Genomic DNA, 21673 nt, shown 5'->3' on the forward strand with positions numbered 1-21673 from the left:
CCTACCCGAGAAAGCAGAAGCTACACTTCCATCAAAATGGTAAGAATCATTGGGTTACGGCCTGTTTTTTCATATATGAACGGCTTGATCACTTCATTAATCTGTGACTTCAGCTCAGACCATTCCTTGATTTTCTTATCCAATGCTTCTTGCAGACGCCCACGAACGAGCTGTGTCGCTTCCTGAATCAAGGATTCCGAACCGCGTACGTATACGAACCCGCGGCTCACGATATCTGGGCCCGTCAAAATTTTGAAGTTCTTCATATCCAGGCTGACAACTACAACCATCAAGCCATCCTCTGCCAAATGCTTGCGATCGCGCAGAACGATATTGCCGACGTCGCCAACACCGCTGCCATCAATGAGGACAATCCCTGCTTGTACTTTGCTGAGCCACGCTTTTTCGCGGTTGCAATTCAGCACTTCGCCGTTGTCCATAATAAAGATGTTGCTCTCCTCGATCCCAACCTGTTGGGCCAGCTTGGAGTGAGTCTTGAGCATCCGGTATTCCCCGTGGATCGGGATGAAATATTTCGGACGAATGAAGTTGAGCATGAGCTTCAATTCTTCACTGCTGCCATGTCCAGATGCGTGGATGTCAAACGCATGACTCAATACCACGTTGGCACCTGCACGGTACAGCTTGTCTATCGTGCGACTGACGTTGATTGTGTTCCCAGGAATCGGGGATGCGGAAATGATCACCGTATCTTCCGGATAAATGGAAACAGTACGGTGCGATCCGGAAGCAATTCGGGTCAACGCTGCCATCGGTTCACCTTGACTACCCGTGCAAATAATAAGCACTTGGTTGTCCGCGTAGTTGTCGATGTGCTTAATATCAATCAACATGCCCTCTGGCATTTGGATGTAACCCAGTTCTTGTCCAATCAAGAAAACCTTTTCCATACTGCGACCAATAACCGCCACTTTGCGATTGCACTGCTCTGCAGCATCTACCACCTGTTGCAGGCGATGCACGTTGGAAGCAAAGGTAGCCAGGATGATGCGTCCACGCGCTTTGCGTACCACATCGAGAATCCCTTCCCCTACCGTTCTCTCCGACATCGTAAATCCAGGACGCTCACTGTTCGTACTGTCGGACAAAAGCGCCAAGACGTCTCCACTCGCACCAATGCGTGCAATTTTTCCGTACTCCGTTGTTTGTCCGACTGGTGTCATGTCAAACTTGAAGTCACCCGTGTGAATGACCATTCCCTCTGGTGTATAGAGCACAACTCCCAGGGAATCCGGAATACTGTGGTTCGTCCGGAAGAATGTCGCCTTCAGCTTCGCAAAAGGAATTTCCGTATCTTCCGAAATCGGAATCAGCTTCACTTCATTCTGCAAACGGTGCTCTTCCAGCTTCGCCTTGACCAAGCCCAGGGTCAGACGACCACCGTAGATCGGCACCTTAATTTGCCGTAAAATATAAGGAATCGCACCAATGTGATCCTCATGTCCGTGCGTTAACAAAAGTGCTTTGATCTTGTGCTGGTTATCCTTCAGATAAGAAATATCCGGGATAACCAGATCAATACCAAACATTTCATTCTCGGGGAATTTCACCCCGCAGTCAATGATGATGATTTCGTCCTCATACTCGACGCAGTACATATTTTTTCCGATCTCGCCGAGGCCGCCCATCGCGAAAATCTTAACGTCGCTCAATCTCTTTCCTCCTAACATCGTCGTGCATGATTATGGGAATCCGAACCAAGCATGCCATTCTTATTATATCACAACGTAAGACGTTCGTTTCACCCAGTCTTGTCTATTCCACACATTCATCTTCGGTCAATAATCGAATACTGATACTCCAAATCGGCAACTCGTTCATCGGTAACGGTACTAGCTCTCGCCCAGAAATCGTGCTTCGCATAAGAATCGTCGGTCCATACCTCCGTTATTTCTCCTGAAGCGAGCTTTAACGGTATGGCCTCGACCTCTTTTAATACGTTGCCGCTTTTGTTTTTCAATCGCAGCTTTAGATCGATCTCCACCGGCTGGTCCGACTGATTTCGTACCAGGATGAGACTTGAATACGGATACCCGACACAATTTTTGGTACACTCTTGTCTGCTGTATACGAGGGCGAGATCAATAGGCTTCTCGTTGTCCATCTTGGCCTCTTTCCACTGGTCTTTTGCTTTTTGTACGACGATGACGTACTCCGCTTTCTTCAAAAAGGGACCCATCCCTAAAAAGGCAGCAGCAAAAAAACTAAACAAACCAAAAGCTGTGCATAGAAAAACGAGGTTCATCTTCCAAAACTGTTTTCTCATCGTGATCAAAAAGCCAATATACAGGAGAATACAAACAAACACTAACAGGATACAAAAGTATAAAAAGACCTCCAAATCAGACTCCGTAGGTAACACCGGAATGCCATACTTCACTTGCCAATATACATTCACGGCAAAGCAGCCTCCGTAAATCAATACGGCTGAAGCAATCGTCAGCCCCCATTTTTTCCAGAAAGGAGGCTTTTGAAAAATCGCCGTAAGAACCCCCACCAAAACAGGAACGTTAAATAAGGGAATGAGCAAGTAATGCATCGAAAACCTCCCGCACTTCATTGTCATTATTTTCTACGAATGATATTCCGAAAAGTCTTCAAAATACATGGCAAACCATTCGAAAAAGAGAGGGAATAGCAAGTGCAAACCGCTCGTCGCCTATTTCGCTATCGGAACATGATGCCCCTTCTCTCCACCGTCCTTTTCCTGCTCATCTTTCAGCCGTTCCCTACCTATGCCCAGCCTCCCTATGCAAAATGGGGCAGGCTCGCGATGCAGGAAACGATGAAGCGATATCCAAACGCTCAAATTGTGGACTACCTGCATGTCGGACGAAAACAAAAAACGCCCACCACGTCAGAAGAGACGTTTAAGCTCTTGCTTCAAGAAAGCAATCGCAGGTGGGCGTTACTCGTTCATATTGAATTCGTGAATCAAACAGAAGAGGTCGTAAACATCTTCTATGAGGAGACCCGCTAGTCAGCGAGCTGTACCATCTCTTTCATCATGACTTCCAGTTCCATGTTAGCTGCCATCCCGTACGCGCGACGCATGTTTCCCTCTCCATCCACAAGGAACATGCGAGCCGTGTGGGAATAAGAACCATCTGGCTCCTTAATGACCATCAGACCAAAATCCTTCGTTACTTTCTCTACAGCCTGAGCGTCCCCACGCAGGAACTTCCAGCCACTCTGATCTGCCTTGAACTTGGCTGCATAGTCCTGCAAGACTTCCGGCGTATCGTTATCAGGGTCAAAGGAAATGGAAACAAACTCCACTTTGTCTCCGAACAGTCCCTTTTCTTTCAACTGATCTTGCAGCTTGGCCATGTTGAACGTAGTCGCCGGACAAATATCCGGGCACTTGGTAAACATAAACTCTACCAGTCGTACCTTGCCAGCACTTGAATGAAATGTATAGGTTGTTCCGTCACTGTTGTCTAAGGTGAAGTCTGCGATCGGCTTCAATACCTCGATCTTCTCTTTTGTCATGTAATTATAACCAAATACTCCGACGATAGCTAAAATGATAATACCAGCTAACACAGGAAACCAATGTTTCTTCATTGCAGATTCCTGCTGCAATTGTGCTCCTTCACTCATCGGTTGCTTCCTCCCTGCTTGTCCCATGTGTGATGCCTCCTGATTACACACGGGAGGCATTCACACTGTTTCTATCTCGTTTATTGTTCCACTTCACCTGGCCATGCGAGCATGCCGCCAACCATATTCGCCACGTCATACCCTTGTGCACTCAAATACTCTGTAGCTGTATTGCTTCTGGCACCACTGCGGCAAACCATCACAATCGGAATGTTCTTATCCAGCTCATCGATACGATGTGGCAAAAAGCCAAGTGGGATCAGCTTTGCCTCTTTAATGTGACCTGCATTCCACTCATCCACTTCACGTACATCAATGACTTGCAGTTCCTCTTTGGCTTCCAGCTTTTCCAACAGCTCTTGTGGTGTCATTTCCTTTACTCCATGGCTCATCGCTATTTATCCTCCTATATGTACGATCAGATCAGTTGTAACCACCTCCATGATATCACACGCTTTTTTACTTTTCTAACGCGAGGAGCACTTGGCTTCACCCTGCATTGATGCTCCCTATTTTCTACCATTATCTCCTATTTCGCTGCGGCAGTAGCCACACGGGATGTGAACAGCTTGAGACAAAACCGTTACAAATTAATGGCATGAGTAAGCCACCTTCATTCATATATACATAAAAACCTCCCTGATAACTGTATATTCCACATTGACAGCACGGATTTATTTTCATACAATTACGACAACAATTATTTTCATCAAGAGCGGTGGAGGGACAGGCCCTACGAAGCCCGGCAACCAGCAGACTAGCTGCATGGTGCCAATTCCTGCAGAATCCAGTGATTCTGAGAGATGAACAAAAGCCCGTGTATGCTCGGAGCCTTCTTCTTCTCAGGAGAATGCTCCGTTTTTTTATTCGCTGATTCCCCATAGTAAAAGGAGAGATGGACATGTCCGATCAACAACAATGGAAGCCAGAAACACTTGCGGTACACGGTGGGCAGGAGGTTGACCCTGTAACAGGCTCACGTGCTGTTCCGATCTATCAGACAACCTCCTATGTTTTCCGCGATACGGAGCATGCAGCCAACCTGTTTGGCCTAAAAGAGTTTGGGAACATCTATACACGCATCATGAATCCCACACAAGATGTATTCGAGAAGCGTGTTGCTCTGCTCGAAGGTGGTGTTGGTGCACTCGCGACCGCATCCGGGCAGGCTGCCATTACATTCGCCATCTTAAATATTGCACATGCGGGTGACGAGATTGTCGCTTCCAGCAGCCTCTACGGCGGTACCTACAACCTGTTCGCCCACACTCTTCCCCGCCTCGGTATCAAGGTTCATTTTGCAGATCAATCCAATCCGGAAAATTTCCGGACCTATATCAATGAAAAGACAAAAGCCGTGTTTTGCGAGACAATCGGCAACCCGCGCATTGATGTCGCTGATATCGAGGCGATCGCCCGTATTGCTCACGAGAATGGTGTGCCCTTGATCGTGGACAACACTTTTGCGACTCCGATTTTGTGCCGTCCTTTTGAGCACGGGGCCGATATCGTCGTGCACTCCACCACCAAATTCATCGGCGGCCACGGAACAGCAATTGGCGGTATCATCGTAGACTCAGGAAAATTCGACTGGAACAACGGAAAATTCCCAGGTCTGACTACACCAGACCCTAGCTACCATGGCGTCGTCTATACAGAAGCAGTCGGTCCGCTTGCCTATATTATCAAGGCACGTGTCCAGCTCCAGCGCGATATCGGAGCAGCAGTCGCTCCGATTAACTCCTTCTTGTTCCTGCAAGGATTAGAAACTCTACATCTGCGCATCGAGCGGCATAGCCAGAACGCCTTGGCAGTAGCCCAGTTTCTCGCCAATCACTCTGCCGTAGAGTGGGTGAGTTATCCGGGATTGGAGTCAGACTCCCAGCGTGAATTGGCCCAAAAATATTTGCCAAAAGGTGCCGGCGCGATCCTGACCTTTGGCATTCGCGGTGGCGTTGAGGCAGGAAAAACACTAATCGAGTCAGTGAAGCTGTTCTCCCATCTCGCAAATGTCGGAGATTCCAAGTCACTTATCATTCATCCAGCGAGCACAACACATCAGCAGATGACAGAAGAGGAGCAGGCAGCAGCCGGAGTGACTCCGGGACTTATTCGCCTCTCCGTCGGTACAGAAGCCATCGACGATATCCTCTCTGATCTGGAGCAAGCACTACAGCGTGCGTTGCAATTATCCACGGTCGGCTAACCATATCTTTACAGAAAGAAGAATCACATGATCTCTTTGGATAGAGATTTGTGATTCTTCTTTTCCTTTTGTCATTTCGTTCGAAAAATATTGAATTTAGAATTCGTATTTTATAAAATACATAATTATGTACAAATTCTGGAAGGATGATCACATGAAGATTTTGAACATTGGCAGTGAACGAACAACCTATCGGGTCGAGCTCTCGTATTCTCCTTTATTCGAAGCTGCCTTGGGAATCGCTGCCGCTACCTACGACCAATTGCATCACACGATGGAGCACCCTCCTGCCTACTGGCGTCAACTGTTGGACGAGCTTTCACCTTCTGTACGGCAAGAGGTCGACTATGCGAAGGAACACAACACGTGGAAGACGCTTTTGCAACTACTCGATCTTTGCCCATTCGCTGATCTAAATTCCTTTCTCTCGTATGTCAGAGAGCTCTCAATCGAACAGCTCCGATACGAAGCCCTCCCTTACCTCGGTGAAAATAGGCAGGAGGCACGGCGGAAGGCTGCACAAGGAAGCAAGGATGATTGCGCCGCTTTGCAGGAAGCGTGCCGTGCGCACCTCTTTTTTGAATCGTATATCGGACATATTACTTCCGTTGATGGAGAAGTGCTGCGGAGTCATATTCTCCAGTTGATGGAAGGCTGGTATACCACTCACATTAAGCCCCGTGAGGAAGAAATCGTTCGCATGCTAGAACGGGATTGGTCGCAAAAGCAAAACAAGCTAGGAAAGCTAACCTCAGAAGCCCTGGTGGAGTATGCGACGGGATCGAGCTACCTTCCAGAGCCTGCCGTGACACGTGTACTGCTGATCCCACAAGCGATCTATCGCCCGTGGACCGTACAGGCCGATGCTGTCGGAACGAAAATTTTTTATTACCCTGTTGCCGACGAAAATTTGCACGATGCTGTAGATCCTTATCAGCCACCCCCATCACTGGTGCAAGCCTTAAAAGCACTTGGAGATGAGCACAGGCTGCGCATGGTCAAAATGCTGGCGGAAAAGGACCTGAGCCTGCAAGAGATAACCGATCAACTCTCTATGGCGAAATCGACAGTACACCATCATCTGTCCATGCTGCGGTCTGCCCATCTCGTTGAATCAGCAGGCTCCCGTTACAGACTCCGCCGTTATACGCTGGACAAGCTTCCTCTGTTGTGGGATGAATTCCTGGACAGGAGCACCTCATGAACCAAACCGCTGTACAAGCCTCTGTCTGGCAGCAGCGTTCTTATCGTTGGATTGTTTTCGGTCAGCTCATTTCAGAACTAGGCGCCTCACTCGGTACCCTCGCCAATAGCTGGTTAATCTATCAGGCAACAGGCTCACAAGGTGCGGTCGGACAGATGTGGCTGCTGTATTTCGTGCCGTCGCTCGCCATTCAGCTGGTAGCCGGACCGTACATCGACCGATTCGATAAAAAGCGTGTCATGCTTTTTTCTCAATGGATGCGAGCGGCTGCCTTTTGTTTTTCCTTTGCGGTCATTACTTCCGGGACGGAATCGCTCTGGCCTCTGTATTTCACTGCCTTGATCAACGGTCTCGTTCAACCGCTGTATGTGCCAGCAAGCCAGTCGCTCCTCCCTGCTCTGGTCAAAAGAGAGCAGCTCCTCCAAGCCAATGCCTATTTGGATAGTGTCCTGCGCATTGCCTTGATTACAGGTCCGCCATTGGCTGGGATTCTCGTGGCGAGTATCGGCGGTGAGTCCGTACTTGCATTGGTCGCGATCAGCTATGCGCTCAGCGGTTTCTTTCTGGTTCTTTGTCCACTCGCCCCAGCGGATACCGCCAACAAGAAGCAATCGTGGTACGTCATGTTTAAGGCTGGTCTTGCGATTTTTTGGCAGAAGCCCCTTCTACTCTGGCTCGGTCTGTACTCGGCTCTCGTCCAATTTGCTGTCGGAGTCACACTTGTACTAAACCTGCCTTTTGTAGCCGGCGAGCTACAAGGCACCTCGTTTTATGTAGGCTTGTTTTTGGCTGGCTATCCGCTGGGATATTTCTTCGGCTCATTGCTCGTGCCTCGCTTCCGTAGCAGCCTTGGACAGCCCCTGATCATGTTGGGGTCACTGGTACTAGGTGGCTTGAGCTTTGTTGCAATAGGCTTTACCCATGACATCTGGCTTGCAATCACCATCGAACTACTGGCTGGTCTGTTTGCTCCCTTTTTCCAGGTACACAGCACAAGCCTGTATCAGCTTCACGTTCCTTCCGAGCTAATGGGGCGTGTACTGTCTGTCCGCTTGCTCATCGTGCGTGCGACGATGCCCGTCGGTATTTGGCTAGGCGGACAGCTAAGCGATCAGGTAGGGATTCGCCCTCTTTACATATCTGTAGGGGCCGTCATCGTGCTCGCCGCGCTTACAGGATTATTATTTCGAAAATTTGTAACTAACAGGATATTCCATATATAATAAAAATCGTATGACTCCGCATTTTTGAATGAGAAAAGGAGAATTTTCATGATACATCCGACATTGGATAACCTTCAGCATGCTATCAGTAGCGTCATCGTGGGAAAGGAAAGTCAGACCCGTCTATTAGTAACGGCCTTGCTTGCCCGTGGTCACGTATTGCTGGAGGACTTGCCCGGAATGGGAAAAACCGTGCTTGCCAAAACATTGGCGCAAGCGATTGGCGGCTCTTACAACCGCCTGCAATTCACCGCGGATCTGCTGCCATCCGATGTCGTCGGTCTTCACGTATTCAATCAACGAACAAGTGAATTCGAACTACGAAAGGGACCTGTTTTTGCGGATGTCTTGCTCGCAGATGAAATCAACCGGGCCACTCCCAGAACTCAATCCGGTTTACTCGAATGCATGGAGGAACGCCAGGTTACGATTGAAGGCGTCACCCTGCCACTCCCATCGACCATGCTGGTCATCGCTACCCAAAATCCGATTGAATCGGAAGGGACCTATCCGCTGCCGGAAGCACAGTTGGATCGCTTCCTTTTCAAGCTGTCTCTTGGCTACGGTACACGAGAGGATGCCAAAGAAATTTTGCGGAGATTCCGCAGCGGCTCCCCATTAGAGGCAGTCGAGCCGGTCATCACTGTCGAACAAATTGCGGCTCTGCAACGCGAGGTCACGACCGTTCACGTCAGCCAACCGGTGGAAGACTATATCATCGAACTGACGGAAGCGACTCGCCAGCATCGCTCGGTTGAGGTCGGCATCAGTCCACGCGCCATGCTCGCCCTGTTGCGATCCGCCCAAGCTTACGCGTTCGTTTCTGGTCGTACTTATGTCTTGCCCGATGATGTAAAAGTGGTGTTCCCAAGTCTGGCAGCTCACCGCATCCGCCTGTCCATGGAAGCAGAGCTGCACGTGACGGAGCAGGAAGTCGTGGAGCAAATCTTGACCAGCGTCCCCGCTCCCGTCGAAGAAAGCGTGTAGTGCGATGATCACCAAGCAAACCTTTCACGTAATCGGTTTTGTCTTACTGCTCTTCGCCGTTTTTTCCGGGCATTGGTTTTTCTTTCTGTTTGGGGGCTTTTTCTTTTTTCTCCCCGCTGCACAAGACTGGTGGGCCAAGTCCATGTCCAAATGGGTGTCGCTTGAGTGGTCCAGTGATCAAACGCGCGTCTTGTCAGGGACACCCGTGCACATTACAGTTCGCCTGCACAATCGTTCGTGGCTGCCTTTGCCTGCTACCTGGCTTCGCTTCACACTGCCGGAGCATGTCTCAGTGGAAGGTGCAGACGAGGTGCGAATCCTCAATCATCGGACGAGCGTTCGCCTGCGGTTTGATCTACCGATGCGGCAAAGTGCCACACGCACCTTGACTCTCATCCCAAACAAACGAGGCACAGTCTGGCTGACGGATGTGCAATCCGAGACATTGCCATTATTGGGAGAGGAGCCTACCGCCATGACACTGTCGGTTTCCTTTTCCTTGCTGGTCTATCCGCTGCCTCTTGCGCTTTCTCCCGTCGTACTTGCTGAATCGGAGCCGGACGGGAATCGGCTTTCTCGTCAGCGCCAACAGGATGATGTCACTTTTCAGCGTGGTGTTCGGTCGTACATGCCAGGCGACCGTTTCAAGCACATCCATTGGAAGGCAACCGCCAAAACAGGCTCGCTCGAGACGCGTCTTTTCGAGTATACAGCCCATCCAAACTGGAGAATCGTCGGGCATATCCTGCCCTCGTATGAACCCATGATGCAAAAGTATAACGATATCACCAATGAACGGACGATCTCCTGTCTTGCGGCTTTGGCTGGCCTGTGCAGGAGAAAATCGGTTGGATACGAGCTGTACCTCACCGTGAAGCAACGAGGACGTGAGCATTTTCATTTGCCTGCGGGAAGTGGCAAGGCACACCACTTACACGTCATGACCCAGCTGGCGCAAATCCACCATTTTGTGACAACGCCACTGGCGCCTGTTCTTCGCCGGTTAGAGGGAGCGCATGGGAAGGAAGCCATTCTCATTGTGACACCACGAATGGACCCATCCCTACAAGCCTCTGCGGAGCGCCTTATTCAATGCGGTCATCAGGTTGCGGTACTGGACGTTTCTTCTGACCCTGTCATCATCCAGCGCTTCCAGCATGCTCGTCTGAAAAAAAGGAGCGTGATGATGGGATGACACTCTCGTTGATGGGCCGGTGGACGCTCGCGTTTTGGCTGGAGGCCATGCTGACGGGCGTTTTCCTGGTATTGTTTGGGTATATGACAGCAGGCTTTGGTCAACTGCTCACGTTTTGCCTGGTCGCAGCGATCCTGCTCATGACCGGGGGCTGGTTGTACTATGGTGGTGGCGGTCGATTTATGCTCCATCTGTTGCTGTATCCCCTTGTGTTTTTCATCGGAATGGGCAGCTTCTATCTCTACGATTCTTGGCTTATCGCGCTTGTACTGGCTGCTGTTTATTTTTGGAGGGTACAAAGCGCTGCATCAAAAGGGTATCGACACGACAGTCTGCAACGCAGATTTGTTCTGGCGCTGATGGCGGGCCTCATGCAGCTCGTGATAGCAGTACTCTACACCTCCATCGTTGACCCAGGTTCCCATACACTCGCAGCCTCTTTTTCCATGCTTGTCTTCATCACTCTCAGCTATATGTTGGTGGCGATTGTGGCGTTCGTGCTGCGGGAAGGATCACTCTCTACGAGGCTACCTGCTCGCATCAGCTTGCTACTAGGCAGTCAAGTGCTCGGCACACGTTTTCTTTTAATCTCAGGCTATTTGGCTGTCAGCTCTATCGTACTTGGTCTCATCTATTGGATCTGGAGTTGGATAAAAGGGCCGGTCAGCGATGGGCTGTATACGCTCTTTGAGCCAGTGCTTATTTTCATTGTGGAAATGTTTGAGCAATTGTACGAGAAGGCGAACCAAAAACAGGCAGGCATGAAGGTACTCATGGAAAGTACAGGGCAAAAAGCAGATCATCCTGTGGTACAGATACAGCTCGGGGAATCACTCTTTTCTATTCTGCAGCCGTACTTAATCATTGCCTTCATCCTCGCCTGCGTGATCCTGCTCGGCCGATACATATGGAAAAAGCGCTTCAAGGGGACGATTACGTTAGAAAAAGAAGTGGCGGCTGCACAAAATACCGTATTGAGCAATGTTCCTCCCTCTACCAGTGAAGAAAGCTTAGAAAATGGCTCTGCCAAATGGTTCAAACAGCCAGTCGGCCCAGAGGATGATCCCACCCGATACGCCTACTATCAATTCCTTGTCCTCATGGAGAAGCAAGGAGTGCCGATCGAGCTGCATGAGACACCCCAAGAGTTTTTCAATCGCCTGCGGGAACATCCCTTGCTAGATGCAGGTCAGCTGGATGCAGTCGCTCGCATCACCCGTTACTATCAGCAATATCGCTATCAGGAAAAGGCGCTTCCCGAAGCGGATTTGACAGCGATGCAGCAAGCCGTGCAGACGCTCGGCGCTCGTTTCTCTGAGACATAATACCTCTCCACAACCACGTGCTATGCGTTAGCCGTGGTTGTTTTCTTTTTCTCTTGACATTGAGAAGTCCCTCCGGCATAATTTCTTCAATTTTGCCCGCTCCCAAAATGAATTCACCAGATGGTTAATTGAACGAGAAAGGAGGATGCTCGGTGCAAGATTTGCCTGACTGGCTGCGTAAGCATCTTCATGTCGCATACATACCCGGCTATGAGTTTTTCTTAAGTCTCCACGTGCTTGCAAAGCCAGAGCATCACACCTCCCGCTTGCATTGGGCGGAGGAGTTGCTCACTGCTTTACCTGCCCCGCTCTTGAAAAAGCTTCACTATTTTAGCTCCATGTCCAATCAGTTTCTCGATGCCATGGACTTCCTGGCACCTTGGGAGGAGTGCTTTGAGCATTCTGTTGAGGCCGCGTTGGAGCGTGTACAGGCGATGGATGCCGGAGAGTTTGCCCAGCTCATGATTGGTCCCGTCTATCATCCCAGACAACTTCACGCTTGGATGCAAGGACGTACAGACGAGATTTTTGAAGAGCTGAAACCAGAGCATCGGGAGCTTTTGCGCCATCCGCTCTCGACCAAACGAAGCTTTCTGGAGCTTTGCTACGACTATCTGCCTCTTTTCCAGAAGGAAGAACGGCGGATTGAACCGTGGCTCGTCCGCGCCGTACATGAGGCACAAGAGCAGATCAAGCTAGACCCGATTCCGTTTTTGTCGCAGGTTCACCCGCGCTTGAAGGTGCACGAGAACTTCTTGCAATTTCATAAGGCAAAAACGTACACATTTGGCTATTCGGAGCTGGCCCGTATCCATTTGCGTGTCTCTACTTTTGTAGCGCCGCATTTGTTGCTCGGCATTTACGACGACCATATCTCTGTGTGCTTATCCGTAGACGTTCCCGGCACCAGAGCCACCTCGGTGATTCCCGTTGACTTCATCAGCAAAATGAAGGTGTTCAGCGACACGACACGGACTGCGATTCTCAAATCATTATTGGCTCATCCTTACTGCACGCAGCAGTTGGCTGACCTGCACAACATCAGTGAGCCTGCCGTCAACAAGCACTTGAATCTGTTGGTAGACACAGGCTTTATCTGGAGTGAACGGCGGGGACGGTATGTGTTTTACCGCGCGATTGCATCACGGCTGGAACAACTCGCCGTCGATCTGCATGAGTTCATCGATATGCCTGATCCCGGACTTGTCTCTCCACCTGCTTCATCACATCCCTCAGAACGGAGGAAATAACGTGTTTCATGTCGCCAAAGCTACCTTTATCCGCAATACCCGCGTAATGCTTCGTGCCTATCCGTGGTCGTTTGTCATCGGCCACATTTTCTCCGGGCTGTATACGGTGCTGTTTGCCTTCTTTGCCTATCACTATGTATTTGCCGGGCAGTTAGATGAAAATTTCGCATATCTCACCGGCTCGTCCGATTACTTGTCGTACGCCATCCTCGGCGGAGCTTTTTATGCGTTTGCCGTCTCGACCTTGATGAATGTCAGCCGCTCACTCATTACGGAGCTTCGGGAAGGGACCTTGGAGGCCGTTTTGCTCACCCCTTCTTTGCGAAGAGGGTATTTTTTGGGGAATGTCGCCCAACAGCTCATGCGTACTTTGTTTGAATTTTCGGTGATTGTGCTGGTAGGGGCGTTGTTTGGGCTCACCCTCTCTCAAACAAATGTATGGAGCGCCGTCCTAGTCTGGATATTGTCTACAGGAGCTTTCTTTTGCCAGGCACTCGTTTTGGGCAGTCTCATGCTACGGTTCCGCGATACGTACATCACACAAAACACGCTGTTTGCTGTGATGGCCTTTGTCAGTGGGGTGACGTTTCCGATTCCGTATTTGCCTGAATGGGTGCAACCACTCGGTCTCATCATGCCGCTCGCGCCTGCGCTGGATGCTTTTCGGCAATGCGTGATTCAAGGAGCGCCGCTGCATGCTGTTTCCCCACAGCTGTTTCATATGGCAGCCTTATCCCTCGTCTATCTCGTCATGGGGGTGTGGGGCATACGTCGGATGGAAAAACGCGTCATGGAATCGATTTTCGGATAACGAACGAGGAGGTCAATAATCATGCTGATCGCAGAAAATGTACGGAAGGTATACCGGGTGAAGGAGAAAAAAGGCTGGTTTCGCCAGCAATGGACGGAGGTCGAGGCAGTTGCTGATCTGTCTTTTCGCATGGTACCCGGCAAAATTATTGGATTGTTAGGCATTAATGGTGCAGGAAAAACAACAACGATCAAGATGTGCTCCACACTGCTCACCCCAACCAGTGGCACGATCACGGTAGACGGATATGACGCGGTAAAAGACGATCGGTTCGTCAAAGCCAAGGTCAACATGATCGCAGGGGGCGAGCGAATGCTGTACTGGCGGCTGACAGGGCGGGAAAACCTGCAATACTTCGGCAGTCTATACGGTTTGCAAGGGCAGGAACTGCGTAATCGGATCGATTCATTGCTTTTGCAGGTTGGCCTGTATGAGGCCGCCAACACCCCTGTCGAGCGCTATTCCAAAGGCATGAAGCAACGACTGCAAATTGCCCGCGGCCTGATCAATGATCCGCGTTACCTGTTCCTGGACGAACCGACTCTCGGCTTGGACGCCCCCATCGCCCGGCAGCTTCGCAAGCATGTGAGTGAGCTCGCTTCTCAGCATGGAAAAGCCATTCTGTTGACCAGTCACTACATTCATGAGGTAGAGGAGCTTTGCGACGAGGTATACATCATCGATAAAGGAAGACTCGTGGCGCATGATACACCGGAGCACCTGATCAAATCGCTCCACCTGGATACAGCCTTACAGGTAGTGATCCCCTCTCTCTCCGACTCGCTTGATTACGATCTGCGCCAGCTGGCTCAAGATTACGACGGCTCGCGTGAAATCGCAGAAACAGACGAGCAGACCTGGGAAGTGAGATTACGGGGAAAAACGGATATGACAACTCCGCTGCTTTCCCTCTTGGCTGCTCACCAATCCCCCGTCTTGCATCTCTCCACCCAACAGCCATCATTGGAGGACGTCATCCTGCACATGGCAGATCGGAGGGGGGCATGAAACAGCTGGGTAGCCTGCTTTTGGCAGAAATCATCAAGGAGCATCGCCACTCGTTTCACAGCAAAATGATCTACTTCTCGCTCTTGGTCTGGCCTGTCATTAATTTCGTGACCGCGTATTATTCGTTTGCCCCGTTCCGGATGGGAGCTGATTCCCCTCTAGCCCGGTTCATCAGCTACGAGCAGTTGCCTTTGTTCCTATTGACTGGCTATTTAGGCTACATCTTTTATTGGTGCCTGGTGCAGTCTTCCTGGCAGATGAGCTTTGAACGGCAAGCGGGAACCATGGAAATGATCTTCATCAGTCCGGTCAACCGACTCGCTTTTCTGTATGGGCGTTCGCTTTCCTCGCTGATCGAGGGAGTCTGGCTGTTCTTTTGTTTTGTCCTGTTAGCCTTGTTTTTTGTCGATGGCATTCAATTGAGCGGCTGGTGGGCGCCTCCACTCGCCTTCCTCATTTTGCTGGTATCGGCCATCGTCTGGGGCGGCTTTCTCTGTGTGCTCTTTCTGTTTTCACGCGACGCGAGCTTTCTGTACACCGTCCTGGATGAGCCGATGCTAATCTTTTCTGGTGTCCGTCTGCCCCCGATGGCCTTTCCGGTTTGGGCCAAGGTCATTTCCTTTTGCTTTCCCCTGACCTACGCGCTTCAGTTGATTCGCGAGCTGCTGATGGAGGGGGCACCATTACAAGCAATGCTGCCGAGTATGGGACTTCTCGCCGCTGTCTTGCTCCTGCTGGTGACGGCGACTGTCGTGTTGCTGAAGCTGGCGGAGAAGCATATGAAAAAGACCGGGAACATGGTGATGTATTAAGTGCTGGTGAAAACCCAGATGAAGAGGATCTTAGGGTCGTGCTTTTGCTTCAGAAGGAATCGTGGTTGTAGGTTGTAATTCGGCTAGAAGTAGCTTTCCTCTCAGCGGGTTCCTACTTTTCCAGCTAATAATTTTCAATTACAAACAAACGAAACCTTTTCCAAAAATTACCGTCTTAAAAAGTATAATGATTTATGGAATCGGTAGGGGAAATATAAATTCCCACTTTCATATCGTTTTGACGGAGGTCTGGTCTTATGAAACGAATATTTTTATGTGTTGTTTGTATTGGGTTATTATCCGGATGCGGAGTTAGCACTCAAGGTCAAGAAATACACCAGCAAAACACCCCGATTGTTGATTCCGAGGCTCCAAAAAAACATCCAGAAGTAAGCAAAATCATCATCCAGAGAGGAAAGGAAATATTTATTTCGGACGTTTCCCCTATTTGCGATGGGCTTCTCGAAAACTCGATGGATTTGTACACCGTTGCTTATCGGAGGGATGGCAAGCTGATAGGCACAAAAGATGAGAAGGAGCTACCTTTTTTACAAGAGAGCCAACCTTATCTCCAAGGAAGTCTAGATGAGGGAGAAAGCACGCAAGACCATACGTATATTCGATTGGTCAGAGAGCCTTTTATTCCAGAAGTGGGAGTCAACGAATTCCCGAGAAAGGACATCGTGCTTTTCTTGGAACCTACCACTCCTAATGCTGCCTTTGTTGGCGTTCAAAACCCACAAAAACTAAAAGAATGGAAAATTTATCAAGTGGAGGATTATGGGGTATGGTTAAAAAAGCAAATTGATTTAGAACTCAATTTAAGTAAAGGCCTTTGAACGCTCCCACCACTTAGGCTATCCCCGTAGTCCCTACGGTTATGACAAAACGAGTACATTGGACTCTTCTCGGCTAAATACGGTAAAAAAACAAGAAGCACCCGTTTTGAGGTGCTTCTTGTTTTTGAAAAACAGGTTAGAGGCGCTTACGAACGGATTCCAGGTAGTCAATAACTTCATCGTAGTATTTGTCATGATTGGTACCGCCGTAACCTGCATCAGCAATATAACGTGCACATTTTTCTGACTTAGGATTATTTGTGCCCTTCAAGTAATCGATTAATTTGGAGTAACGCTTTCCTTGTAAGAAATCTGCAAACGCTTCTCCGTGAGTTGAACGGCCAGGAAAAGCCGCCCACCCTCTTATCCCTTCACCGATATTCCCTTCAGGGTAGGTCGAGTCTACATACATCATATTCGACCAGTTCTGGTTCTCAACTTGTGTATCATACTGAGACCACCCCGATTCCCCGCCCCACATTGCAAGGATTAATTCAACAGGCAAACCGTAGCAAGCATCACTGGTCCTTCCTGCTACTGCTTTAAAAGCATCAATAAAAGCAAGGATTTTTTCATTCCCTCTATTATTGGGATTGACCCCAACATATGTGTCTACAATTCCGTCAATCTTCACTCTTTTTGTAGGAATAGGCTCATACTTAGCCATTCTTCATTTCCCCTTTTTGATAGTTGATCAACGACTTTTTGACCGGTCAATGTCGCTTCACCTATCTAGGAAAAAAAACAGGAAAACTAGAAACCACTTTTTTACATTATTTTTTTAGCAGCTGGAGAGCAGAAGCAATTTGTTCGACTTCCTTTTCAAATTGGTTGGAGTCATTACTTACAGCTACATTGGTGCTATTCAATTGAAAATATAATTCTGCGACGGCTGCCTCAACATTTTCCTTATGATTCGAGAAGGAAATCCATTTTGCAGGAGTACCGTTATCGAGTTTGGTTTCTTGCTGTTGTATAACGGCACCCCCAAGTAAAACTTCTTGAGGGGATAAACTAATTTCTAATGTTTGATCACCTTGCTCATTTTCGAATCGGAGAGAAATCTGTTTTGTTTGCTCGCTACCGGAAATCTCCTGTAATGTTAAACCCTCTCTAACAAATAGCGGGACATAAATATTCTGTATACCAAATTTCTCTGCATCAGCCATTATTTTTGTTTTATTTTCTTCTGTCAATGTCAACGGTACAAAGCCCTGAGGCACTTCTTGCTTAATCATTTGTTGCTGCTGGGAAGCAGGCTCCTGTGATAGTTGACTTGGCTGTGAACATCCTGCAACTAAACCCACGAAACAAACAATCGGAATCATCAAGTTGTTTTTCACATGTAATCTCTCCCTCTAACTTCATGACAGTCTCGAGTATAAAGAAAAATAGTAATTTTTCCAATTTATGGTTTCTTTTTGTGCTCGTTTTTTACCTATGTATATGAGGGTCGAGAAATTTCAGGGGGAATGTAAGACTGTTTCAATTGGAAGTACAAATACATTATGGCAGGTGATTTTAGTGGAAGATGAAATGCTGAAAGAACGTTGTAGAAGAATCCTTAAGCGAATTGCTTGGAGAATGCAATACGCTGCTAAAACCCGATTTAATCGGGAAACCGCTATCATTGAGGAGGTATTTGGCGATAACTTAATAGATTCCATAGACTCGAGCATATACGTGCAGGAGCTACTCATGCAAATTCCCGAAAAACCCCGATTCATCATTAAGAGTATTGTGATAGACAGACTTACGGAAGAAGAGGTGGCCAAGCAGCTAAATATGACTCGACAAGGGGTACACAAATGCAAAAAGAAATACTTGAATGTATTGGCGCACAAAATCAGTCATTCTCCATCATTTTGAGACGTGCACAGTCCGGTGATACGCAAGCCTTACCTAGCATCCTCGATTTTCTCCTTCCAGTTATGGAGCATCCCACTTCTTTTATCAAGCTACCACGTGAAGAAAGCATAGATAAATGAAAACAGCCATGCTGGAGGTTAATCCGTCATGGCAAGGCAAGATGCAAGCATGATATCAACAGAACTTTTGAATGTCTGAGTTGCCGTGATTTCCGACGAACCAGTGGCTAGCTTATCGACTCAACTCTATGAGCGCTTTCCTTACTCCACCGTCAACAGCTTCTCCACAAATCCCCCAATTTCCCGTTCCCGATCAACAAAATGAACCTCCAAAATCCAATCGCGCGGGTGCCCGTTATGGTCCGGCTCTCTCATCGGCTTGTGATTGTCAGGGTGAATATAGTTGACGATATCATCCCCTTGAATCTTTTCATGCGGGAATTCGCCGATAAGATGCCCTGCGTGTGGACCACCGTACTCCCAGCCGTATGCTTTGGCAAGCTCGCACATGTAGGTAAACAGCTCGCTGCTCGTAATATCCGGCTTGGACAAAAAGTAAGTCTTGCCCTCGTCCCACGCTTTTTCAATATCGTCGCGCAGCTTTTGTTTTACCGGATCATTTCCAAGCACATACGTCCGACCAAGATCAGCTTCCCAGTCCTCAAAAATGGGCCCGAAATCGAGAAAGACAATATCTTCAGGAGCGACAATCAAATTCGGTGGGTTTTCTCTGTATGGATACAGCGTGTTTCTGCCCGCTCGCACAATCCGCTTATGCCAATATTTTTTGATCCCGAACAATTGAAAGGCCAGCTCGTAAATTTCCTTGTTAATCTCTTTTTCCGTCACACCGCTGCGAATAATGCCCTTTTCTTCGATGGTGGTAAATAAAAACTCAGCTTTGGCCTCTGCTTCGCGCAGTGCCTGATGTCTCTTCTCCAATAATGGATTCATCGTTTAATAGCCTCCTTTTCCGTTTACGGAAGAGCTAACTCATACCTCTCGCCCAACTCTCGCAATTTTGCGATAATGGTTTGCTCCACATGATCGTCCATGGCGATTTTTTCCTTCGCTAATGCAAGCAGCGGTTGATACTCGCCAATCAATACGGAATGATGCGCTTTTTCAAACAGCGGCAAGTCATTCATGTCATTGCCAAAGCAGATGAACGGCTCCCCTGCCACATCGAACCGATTCAGGGCAGCCCATTTATTCACTCCCCGATAAGTAAGGTCGAGAATGCCTTCTGCGGAATGGTAATGCAGCGTAACGTCGAGTTCCTTGATTCTCGCCACCAATTCTTCGTAACGGTCACACGATAAAATCAGGATTTTCAGCACGGCATTCAGTTGATCCACGTCCACACGGCTGGCTGTCCGATTGGGATCGATATAGCTCAAAAAAGGATGTGCCGACACACAATTATGTGCGTAATTCCACGAGTCATCGATGAAATACTGCGCGCGATAATCATCGAGAATGCTGATGATTTCATGTGCCAAACGATCCGGGATTGGCATGCTGCCCTGCAAGCTCCCTCGGTGATGTGTCATCGCTCCATTCGCGCCAATAAGGAGATGGTTGGCAAACCGCTCATCGAGGACAGGCAGCATGTCACGGCACGGTCTTGCGGAGGCGAAACCTACAGTATGTCCCGCCTGTTCGAGTGCAAGCAGGCTATCCAAAATGTTCGTTGAGATCGGCTGACCCTTGAAGCAGATCGTCCCGTCCAGATCAAAAATAAATTTCATTTTTCCCCACCCTTTCTAATTGCTGTCCTGTCCATCGTAATGGATAGCCATTCGTGGCCAAAGGGACAGTTCGTTCAAGATGAGTGGGACAGAAACTGATCTGTTACTCGAACCAAGCGCTAGCCAACAAGCGAATGCCCTCCTGAATATCGTCGGGGGTCAATGCTCCGTACCCTAGTAATACCGTCGGCTGCTCCCTTGTATCTTGGAGCCAGTATCGGGCAGTTCCGTAGACTTTTACGCCTTTTTGATAGGCACGTTCCATGAGTTCCGCTTCCGTAAACTGACTTTTTACGGTCAAAAATACATGCAGTCCCATATCCTTCCCTTCTATTTCCACACATCCGTCCATGTAACGCGTGACTGCTTGAAGAAACACCTCTCGCTTCTCCGCGTAGTTTTTTCGCATGTGCTGCAAGTGTCTATACCAATAGCCATCGGACAAATACGCCGCTAGCGTCAACTGGTCCAAACGGGAAACAGGCTGATCGTATTCAGGCACGCGCTGGTGAAAACGCGATAACAGCTCGTAAGGAAGGACGACGTAGCTGACGTTTATGAGCGGCAGCAATGCTTTGGAGAGCCGCCCAATGTAAACAACCTTTTGGGGAGACAGACTCTGGATCGAAGGGATGTAGCTCTCTTGATATTTGAACTCCCATTCGTAATCATCCTCCACCAAATAAGAATGCGATAAGGATTGCGCCCACAGAGTCAATTGATTTCTTTTCTCTAGAGGCATCGTCATTTTGTTGATGAATTGCTGGGAAGGACTCACGTACATGACGCTTGCCCCGCTTTGCCTCAGCTCTTCGATCGATACACCATCTGCGTCCAAGGAAATACCGTGTACCCGGTAGCCACCGTTGAGAAACGTATTTCTCGCACCATCATAGCCCGGATTTTCTACGCCGATCACATGCTTCTCTCTGTCCAGAAGCTGGACGACAATCGACACCAACTGTTGCGGGGTGGCTCCAATAATGATCTGCTCCGGCGTGGCGAGGACTCCTCTTGTTTCATGCAGCAATTTCGAGAGTTCTTTTCGCAAGACGTACTCTCCCTGAGCCAGCCCCTCCACCATATACGTGCGCTGATGGTAGGAAATGAGCTTGTTGCGCAGCTTATTCCACGGATGAAAAGGGAATGTCCCCAATTCGATGTTGCCATAGCGAAAGTCATAGCGAATCTGCGGTATACGAGAGTCTTCTCGTTCTGTTACATGCCGCCTGGAAGGAAGTCCTGCCTTGTACGTCACCTGATATCCTTTTTTCGGAATGCTTGTGACGTACCCTTCCGATACCAGTAGCTGATAAGCAACTTCCACCGTGTTTTTGCTGACAGCAAGCGATTGCGCACAGCTTCTGATCGAGGGGAGAAACTCTTCATACGTAATTTCGTTACGCAATATTTCGTCTTTGATAAAGTGATAGATTTGGATGAACAATGACTCTCCCTCTGTAAAACGAATGGCCGAAAGCTCTCGCACCGAACAGGAACCCCCTTCCTTTTTTGTTTTAGTCTACTACATATTATAGTAAGCCTGAATGAACAAAAGGTCAGCTATCCG

The 21673-nt window shown here is 48.8% G+C and carries 22 protein-coding genes and 1 riboswitch; of the genes, 13 read left to right on the forward strand and 9 right to left on the reverse strand.

The features are described from left to right. Nucleotides 1-20 precede the first annotated feature (20 nt). Nucleotides 21-1691 (reverse strand): ribonuclease J1, encoded by a 1671-nt coding sequence (rnjA, locus tag ODZ53_RS24085; protein ID WP_012684200.1) that lies wholly within the window; start codon nt 1689-1691, stop codon nt 21-23. A 98-nt stretch (nt 1692-1789) separates the two neighbouring features. Then, nucleotides 1790-2560: a hypothetical protein gene (locus tag ODZ53_RS24090; protein ID WP_372680594.1), complete on the reverse strand. Its 771-nt coding sequence runs from the start codon at nt 2558-2560 to the stop codon at nt 1790-1792. Nucleotides 2561-2662: 102 nt separating this feature from the next. Between ODZ53_RS24090 and ODZ53_RS24095 the strand changes: the two genes are divergently transcribed. After that, nucleotides 2663-3001, forward strand: a complete 339-nt coding sequence (locus ODZ53_RS24095) for a YqzG/YhdC family protein (RefSeq protein ID WP_064202600.1) — start codon at nt 2663-2665, stop codon at nt 2999-3001. Here the strand turns inward: ODZ53_RS24095 and ODZ53_RS24100 are convergent. Both ODZ53_RS24100 and ODZ53_RS24105 read right to left on the reverse strand, forming a co-directional pair. Beyond that, nucleotides 2998-3624, reverse strand: coding sequence for an SCO family protein (locus ODZ53_RS24100; RefSeq protein ID WP_199928203.1), 627 nt, complete (start codon nt 3622-3624; stop codon nt 2998-3000). The two genes, ODZ53_RS24095 and ODZ53_RS24100, sit on opposite strands and share 4 nt — an antisense overlap. Before the next feature lie 80 nt (nt 3625-3704). Beyond that, the gene (locus tag ODZ53_RS24105) at nt 3705-4016 is read right to left on the reverse strand and encodes a rhodanese-like domain-containing protein (protein WP_007721173.1); all 312 of its coding nucleotides are present in this window, start codon (nt 4014-4016) and stop codon (nt 3705-3707) included. A gap of 311 nt (nt 4017-4327) precedes the next feature. Continuing rightward, nucleotides 4328-4434, forward strand: a riboswitch (SAM riboswitch). 91 nt (nt 4435-4525) lie between these two features. Between ODZ53_RS24105 and ODZ53_RS24110 the strand changes: the two genes are divergently transcribed. From ODZ53_RS24110 to ODZ53_RS24160, 11 genes are all read left to right on the forward strand, one after another. Continuing rightward, a complete protein-coding gene (locus ODZ53_RS24110; RefSeq protein ID WP_372680597.1) occupies nt 4526-5830 on the forward strand; it encodes a homocysteine synthase in 1305 nt (434 codons plus the stop codon). Between the two features lie 154 nt (nt 5831-5984). Beyond that, nucleotides 5985-7034 (forward strand): ArsR/SmtB family transcription factor, encoded by a 1050-nt coding sequence (locus ODZ53_RS24115; RefSeq protein WP_372680599.1) that lies wholly within the window; start codon nt 5985-5987, stop codon nt 7032-7034. Further along, the gene (locus tag ODZ53_RS24120) at nt 7031-8257 is read left to right on the forward strand and encodes an MFS transporter (protein ID WP_372680601.1); all 1227 of its coding nucleotides are present in this window, start codon (nt 7031-7033) and stop codon (nt 8255-8257) included. Before ODZ53_RS24115 ends, ODZ53_RS24120 begins: the two co-directional genes overlap by 4 nt. 48 nt (nt 8258-8305) lie before the next feature. Then, nucleotides 8306-9244 (forward strand): AAA family ATPase, encoded by a 939-nt coding sequence (locus ODZ53_RS24125; RefSeq protein ID WP_372680603.1) that lies wholly within the window; start codon nt 8306-8308, stop codon nt 9242-9244. A 4-nt stretch (nt 9245-9248) separates the two neighbouring features. Further along, entirely contained in the window at nt 9249-10439 is a 1191-nt protein-coding gene (locus tag ODZ53_RS24130; protein ID WP_372680605.1) for a DUF58 domain-containing protein, read from the forward strand. Next, nucleotides 10436-11764: a DUF4129 domain-containing protein gene (locus tag ODZ53_RS24135; protein WP_372680607.1), complete on the forward strand. Its 1329-nt coding sequence runs from the start codon at nt 10436-10438 to the stop codon at nt 11762-11764. Before ODZ53_RS24130 ends, ODZ53_RS24135 begins: the two co-directional genes overlap by 4 nt. A 152-nt stretch (nt 11765-11916) precedes the next feature. Then, complete coding sequence (locus ODZ53_RS24140; RefSeq protein ID WP_372680609.1) at nt 11917-13014, forward strand: ArsR/SmtB family transcription factor; 1098 nt, start codon at nt 11917-11919, stop codon at nt 13012-13014. Nucleotide 13015: 1 nt separating this feature from the next. After that, nucleotides 13016-13825, forward strand: a complete 810-nt coding sequence (locus ODZ53_RS24145) for an ABC transporter permease (RefSeq protein WP_372680611.1) — start codon at nt 13016-13018, stop codon at nt 13823-13825. A gap of 21 nt (nt 13826-13846) precedes the next feature. Further along, nucleotides 13847-14833 carry an ABC transporter ATP-binding protein gene (locus tag ODZ53_RS24150; RefSeq protein ID WP_372680613.1) on the forward strand — a complete coding sequence of 329 codons (987 nt, stop codon included), beginning with the start codon at nt 13847-13849 and terminating at the stop codon, nt 14831-14833. Beyond that, the gene (locus ODZ53_RS24155; RefSeq protein ID WP_199928214.1) at nt 14830-15645 is read left to right on the forward strand and encodes an ABC transporter permease; all 816 of its coding nucleotides are present in this window, start codon (nt 14830-14832) and stop codon (nt 15643-15645) included. Before ODZ53_RS24150 ends, ODZ53_RS24155 begins: the two co-directional genes overlap by 4 nt. A gap of 257 nt (nt 15646-15902) precedes the next feature. Next, nucleotides 15903-16484, forward strand: a complete 582-nt coding sequence (locus ODZ53_RS24160) for a hypothetical protein (RefSeq protein ID WP_372680615.1) — start codon at nt 15903-15905, stop codon at nt 16482-16484. A 136-nt stretch (nt 16485-16620) separates the two neighbouring features. Here ODZ53_RS24160 and ODZ53_RS24165 read toward each other — a convergent pair whose 3' ends face one another. Both ODZ53_RS24165 and ODZ53_RS24170 read right to left on the reverse strand, forming a co-directional pair. Beyond that, nucleotides 16621-17151, reverse strand: coding sequence for a glucosaminidase domain-containing protein (locus ODZ53_RS24165; protein WP_172142799.1), 531 nt, complete (start codon nt 17149-17151; stop codon nt 16621-16623). Between the two features lie 106 nt (nt 17152-17257). Beyond that, the gene (locus tag ODZ53_RS24170; protein ID WP_372680617.1) at nt 17258-17827 is read right to left on the reverse strand and encodes a hypothetical protein; all 570 of its coding nucleotides are present in this window, start codon (nt 17825-17827) and stop codon (nt 17258-17260) included. Nucleotides 17828-18292: 465 nt separating this feature from the next. Here ODZ53_RS24170 and ODZ53_RS24175 point away from each other — a divergent pair, with 465 nt between their 5' ends. Next, nucleotides 18293-18472: a hypothetical protein gene (locus ODZ53_RS24175; RefSeq protein WP_372680619.1), complete on the forward strand. Its 180-nt coding sequence runs from the start codon at nt 18293-18295 to the stop codon at nt 18470-18472. Between the two features lie 141 nt (nt 18473-18613). On the opposite strand, the gene ODZ53_RS24180 is transcribed toward ODZ53_RS24175, so the two are convergent. The 3 genes from ODZ53_RS24180 to pdxR all read right to left on the reverse strand — a co-directional run bounded on the left by ODZ53_RS24180 (nt 18614) and on the right by pdxR (nt 21592). Beyond that, nucleotides 18614-19306 carry a M24 family metallopeptidase gene (locus tag ODZ53_RS24180; protein ID WP_372680621.1) on the reverse strand — a complete coding sequence of 231 codons (693 nt, stop codon included), beginning with the start codon at nt 19304-19306 and terminating at the stop codon, nt 18614-18616. A gap of 23 nt (nt 19307-19329) precedes the next feature. Beyond that, nucleotides 19330-20103, reverse strand: a complete 774-nt coding sequence (locus ODZ53_RS24185) for an HAD-IIB family hydrolase (protein ID WP_372680623.1) — start codon at nt 20101-20103, stop codon at nt 19330-19332. Nucleotides 20104-20206: 103 nt separating this feature from the next. Further along, a complete protein-coding gene (pdxR, locus tag ODZ53_RS24190; RefSeq protein WP_372680625.1) occupies nt 20207-21592 on the reverse strand; it encodes a MocR-like pyridoxine biosynthesis transcription factor PdxR in 1386 nt (461 codons plus the stop codon). Nucleotides 21593-21673 lie beyond the last annotated feature (81 nt).

Source organism: Brevibacillus sp. BD137 (genome assembly GCF_041644655.1).
Classification (GTDB): domain Bacteria; phylum Bacillota; class Bacilli; order Brevibacillales; family Brevibacillaceae; genus Brevibacillus; species Brevibacillus brevis_D.

Coding starts and splice junctions, on each gene's coding strand:
- rnjA (WP_012684200.1), bottom strand. CDS start 1,691: ATGTTAGGAGGAAAGAGATTGAGCGACGTTAAGATTTTCGCGATGGGC.
- ODZ53_RS24090 (WP_372680594.1), bottom strand. CDS start 2,560: ATGCATTACTTGCTCATTCCCTTATTTAACGTTCCTGTTTTGGTGGGG.
- ODZ53_RS24100 (WP_199928203.1), bottom strand. CDS start 3,624: ATGAGTGAAGGAGCACAATTGCAGCAGGAATCTGCAATGAAGAAACAT.
- ODZ53_RS24105 (WP_007721173.1), bottom strand. CDS start 4,016: ATGAGCCATGGAGTAAAGGAAATGACACCACAAGAGCTGTTGGAAAAG.
- ODZ53_RS24110 (WP_372680597.1), top strand. CDS start 4,526: ATGTCCGATCAACAACAATGGAAGCCAGAAACACTTGCGGTACACGGT.
- ODZ53_RS24115 (WP_372680599.1), top strand. CDS start 5,985: ATGAAGATTTTGAACATTGGCAGTGAACGAACAACCTATCGGGTCGAG.
- ODZ53_RS24120 (WP_372680601.1), top strand. CDS start 7,031: ATGAACCAAACCGCTGTACAAGCCTCTGTCTGGCAGCAGCGTTCTTAT.
- ODZ53_RS24125 (WP_372680603.1), top strand. CDS start 8,306: ATGATACATCCGACATTGGATAACCTTCAGCATGCTATCAGTAGCGTC.
- ODZ53_RS24130 (WP_372680605.1), top strand. CDS start 9,249: ATGATCACCAAGCAAACCTTTCACGTAATCGGTTTTGTCTTACTGCTC.
- ODZ53_RS24135 (WP_372680607.1), top strand. CDS start 10,436: ATGACACTCTCGTTGATGGGCCGGTGGACGCTCGCGTTTTGGCTGGAG.
- ODZ53_RS24150 (WP_372680613.1), top strand. CDS start 13,847: ATGCTGATCGCAGAAAATGTACGGAAGGTATACCGGGTGAAGGAGAAA.
- ODZ53_RS24155 (WP_199928214.1), top strand. CDS start 14,830: ATGAAACAGCTGGGTAGCCTGCTTTTGGCAGAAATCATCAAGGAGCAT.
- ODZ53_RS24160 (WP_372680615.1), top strand. CDS start 15,903: ATGAAACGAATATTTTTATGTGTTGTTTGTATTGGGTTATTATCCGGA.
- ODZ53_RS24165 (WP_172142799.1), bottom strand. CDS start 17,151: ATGGCTAAGTATGAGCCTATTCCTACAAAAAGAGTGAAGATTGACGGA.
- ODZ53_RS24175 (WP_372680619.1), top strand. CDS start 18,293: ATGCAAAAAGAAATACTTGAATGTATTGGCGCACAAAATCAGTCATTC.
- ODZ53_RS24180 (WP_372680621.1), bottom strand. CDS start 19,306: ATGAATCCATTATTGGAGAAGAGACATCAGGCACTGCGCGAAGCAGAG.
- ODZ53_RS24185 (WP_372680623.1), bottom strand. CDS start 20,103: ATGAAATTTATTTTTGATCTGGACGGGACGATCTGCTTCAAGGGTCAG.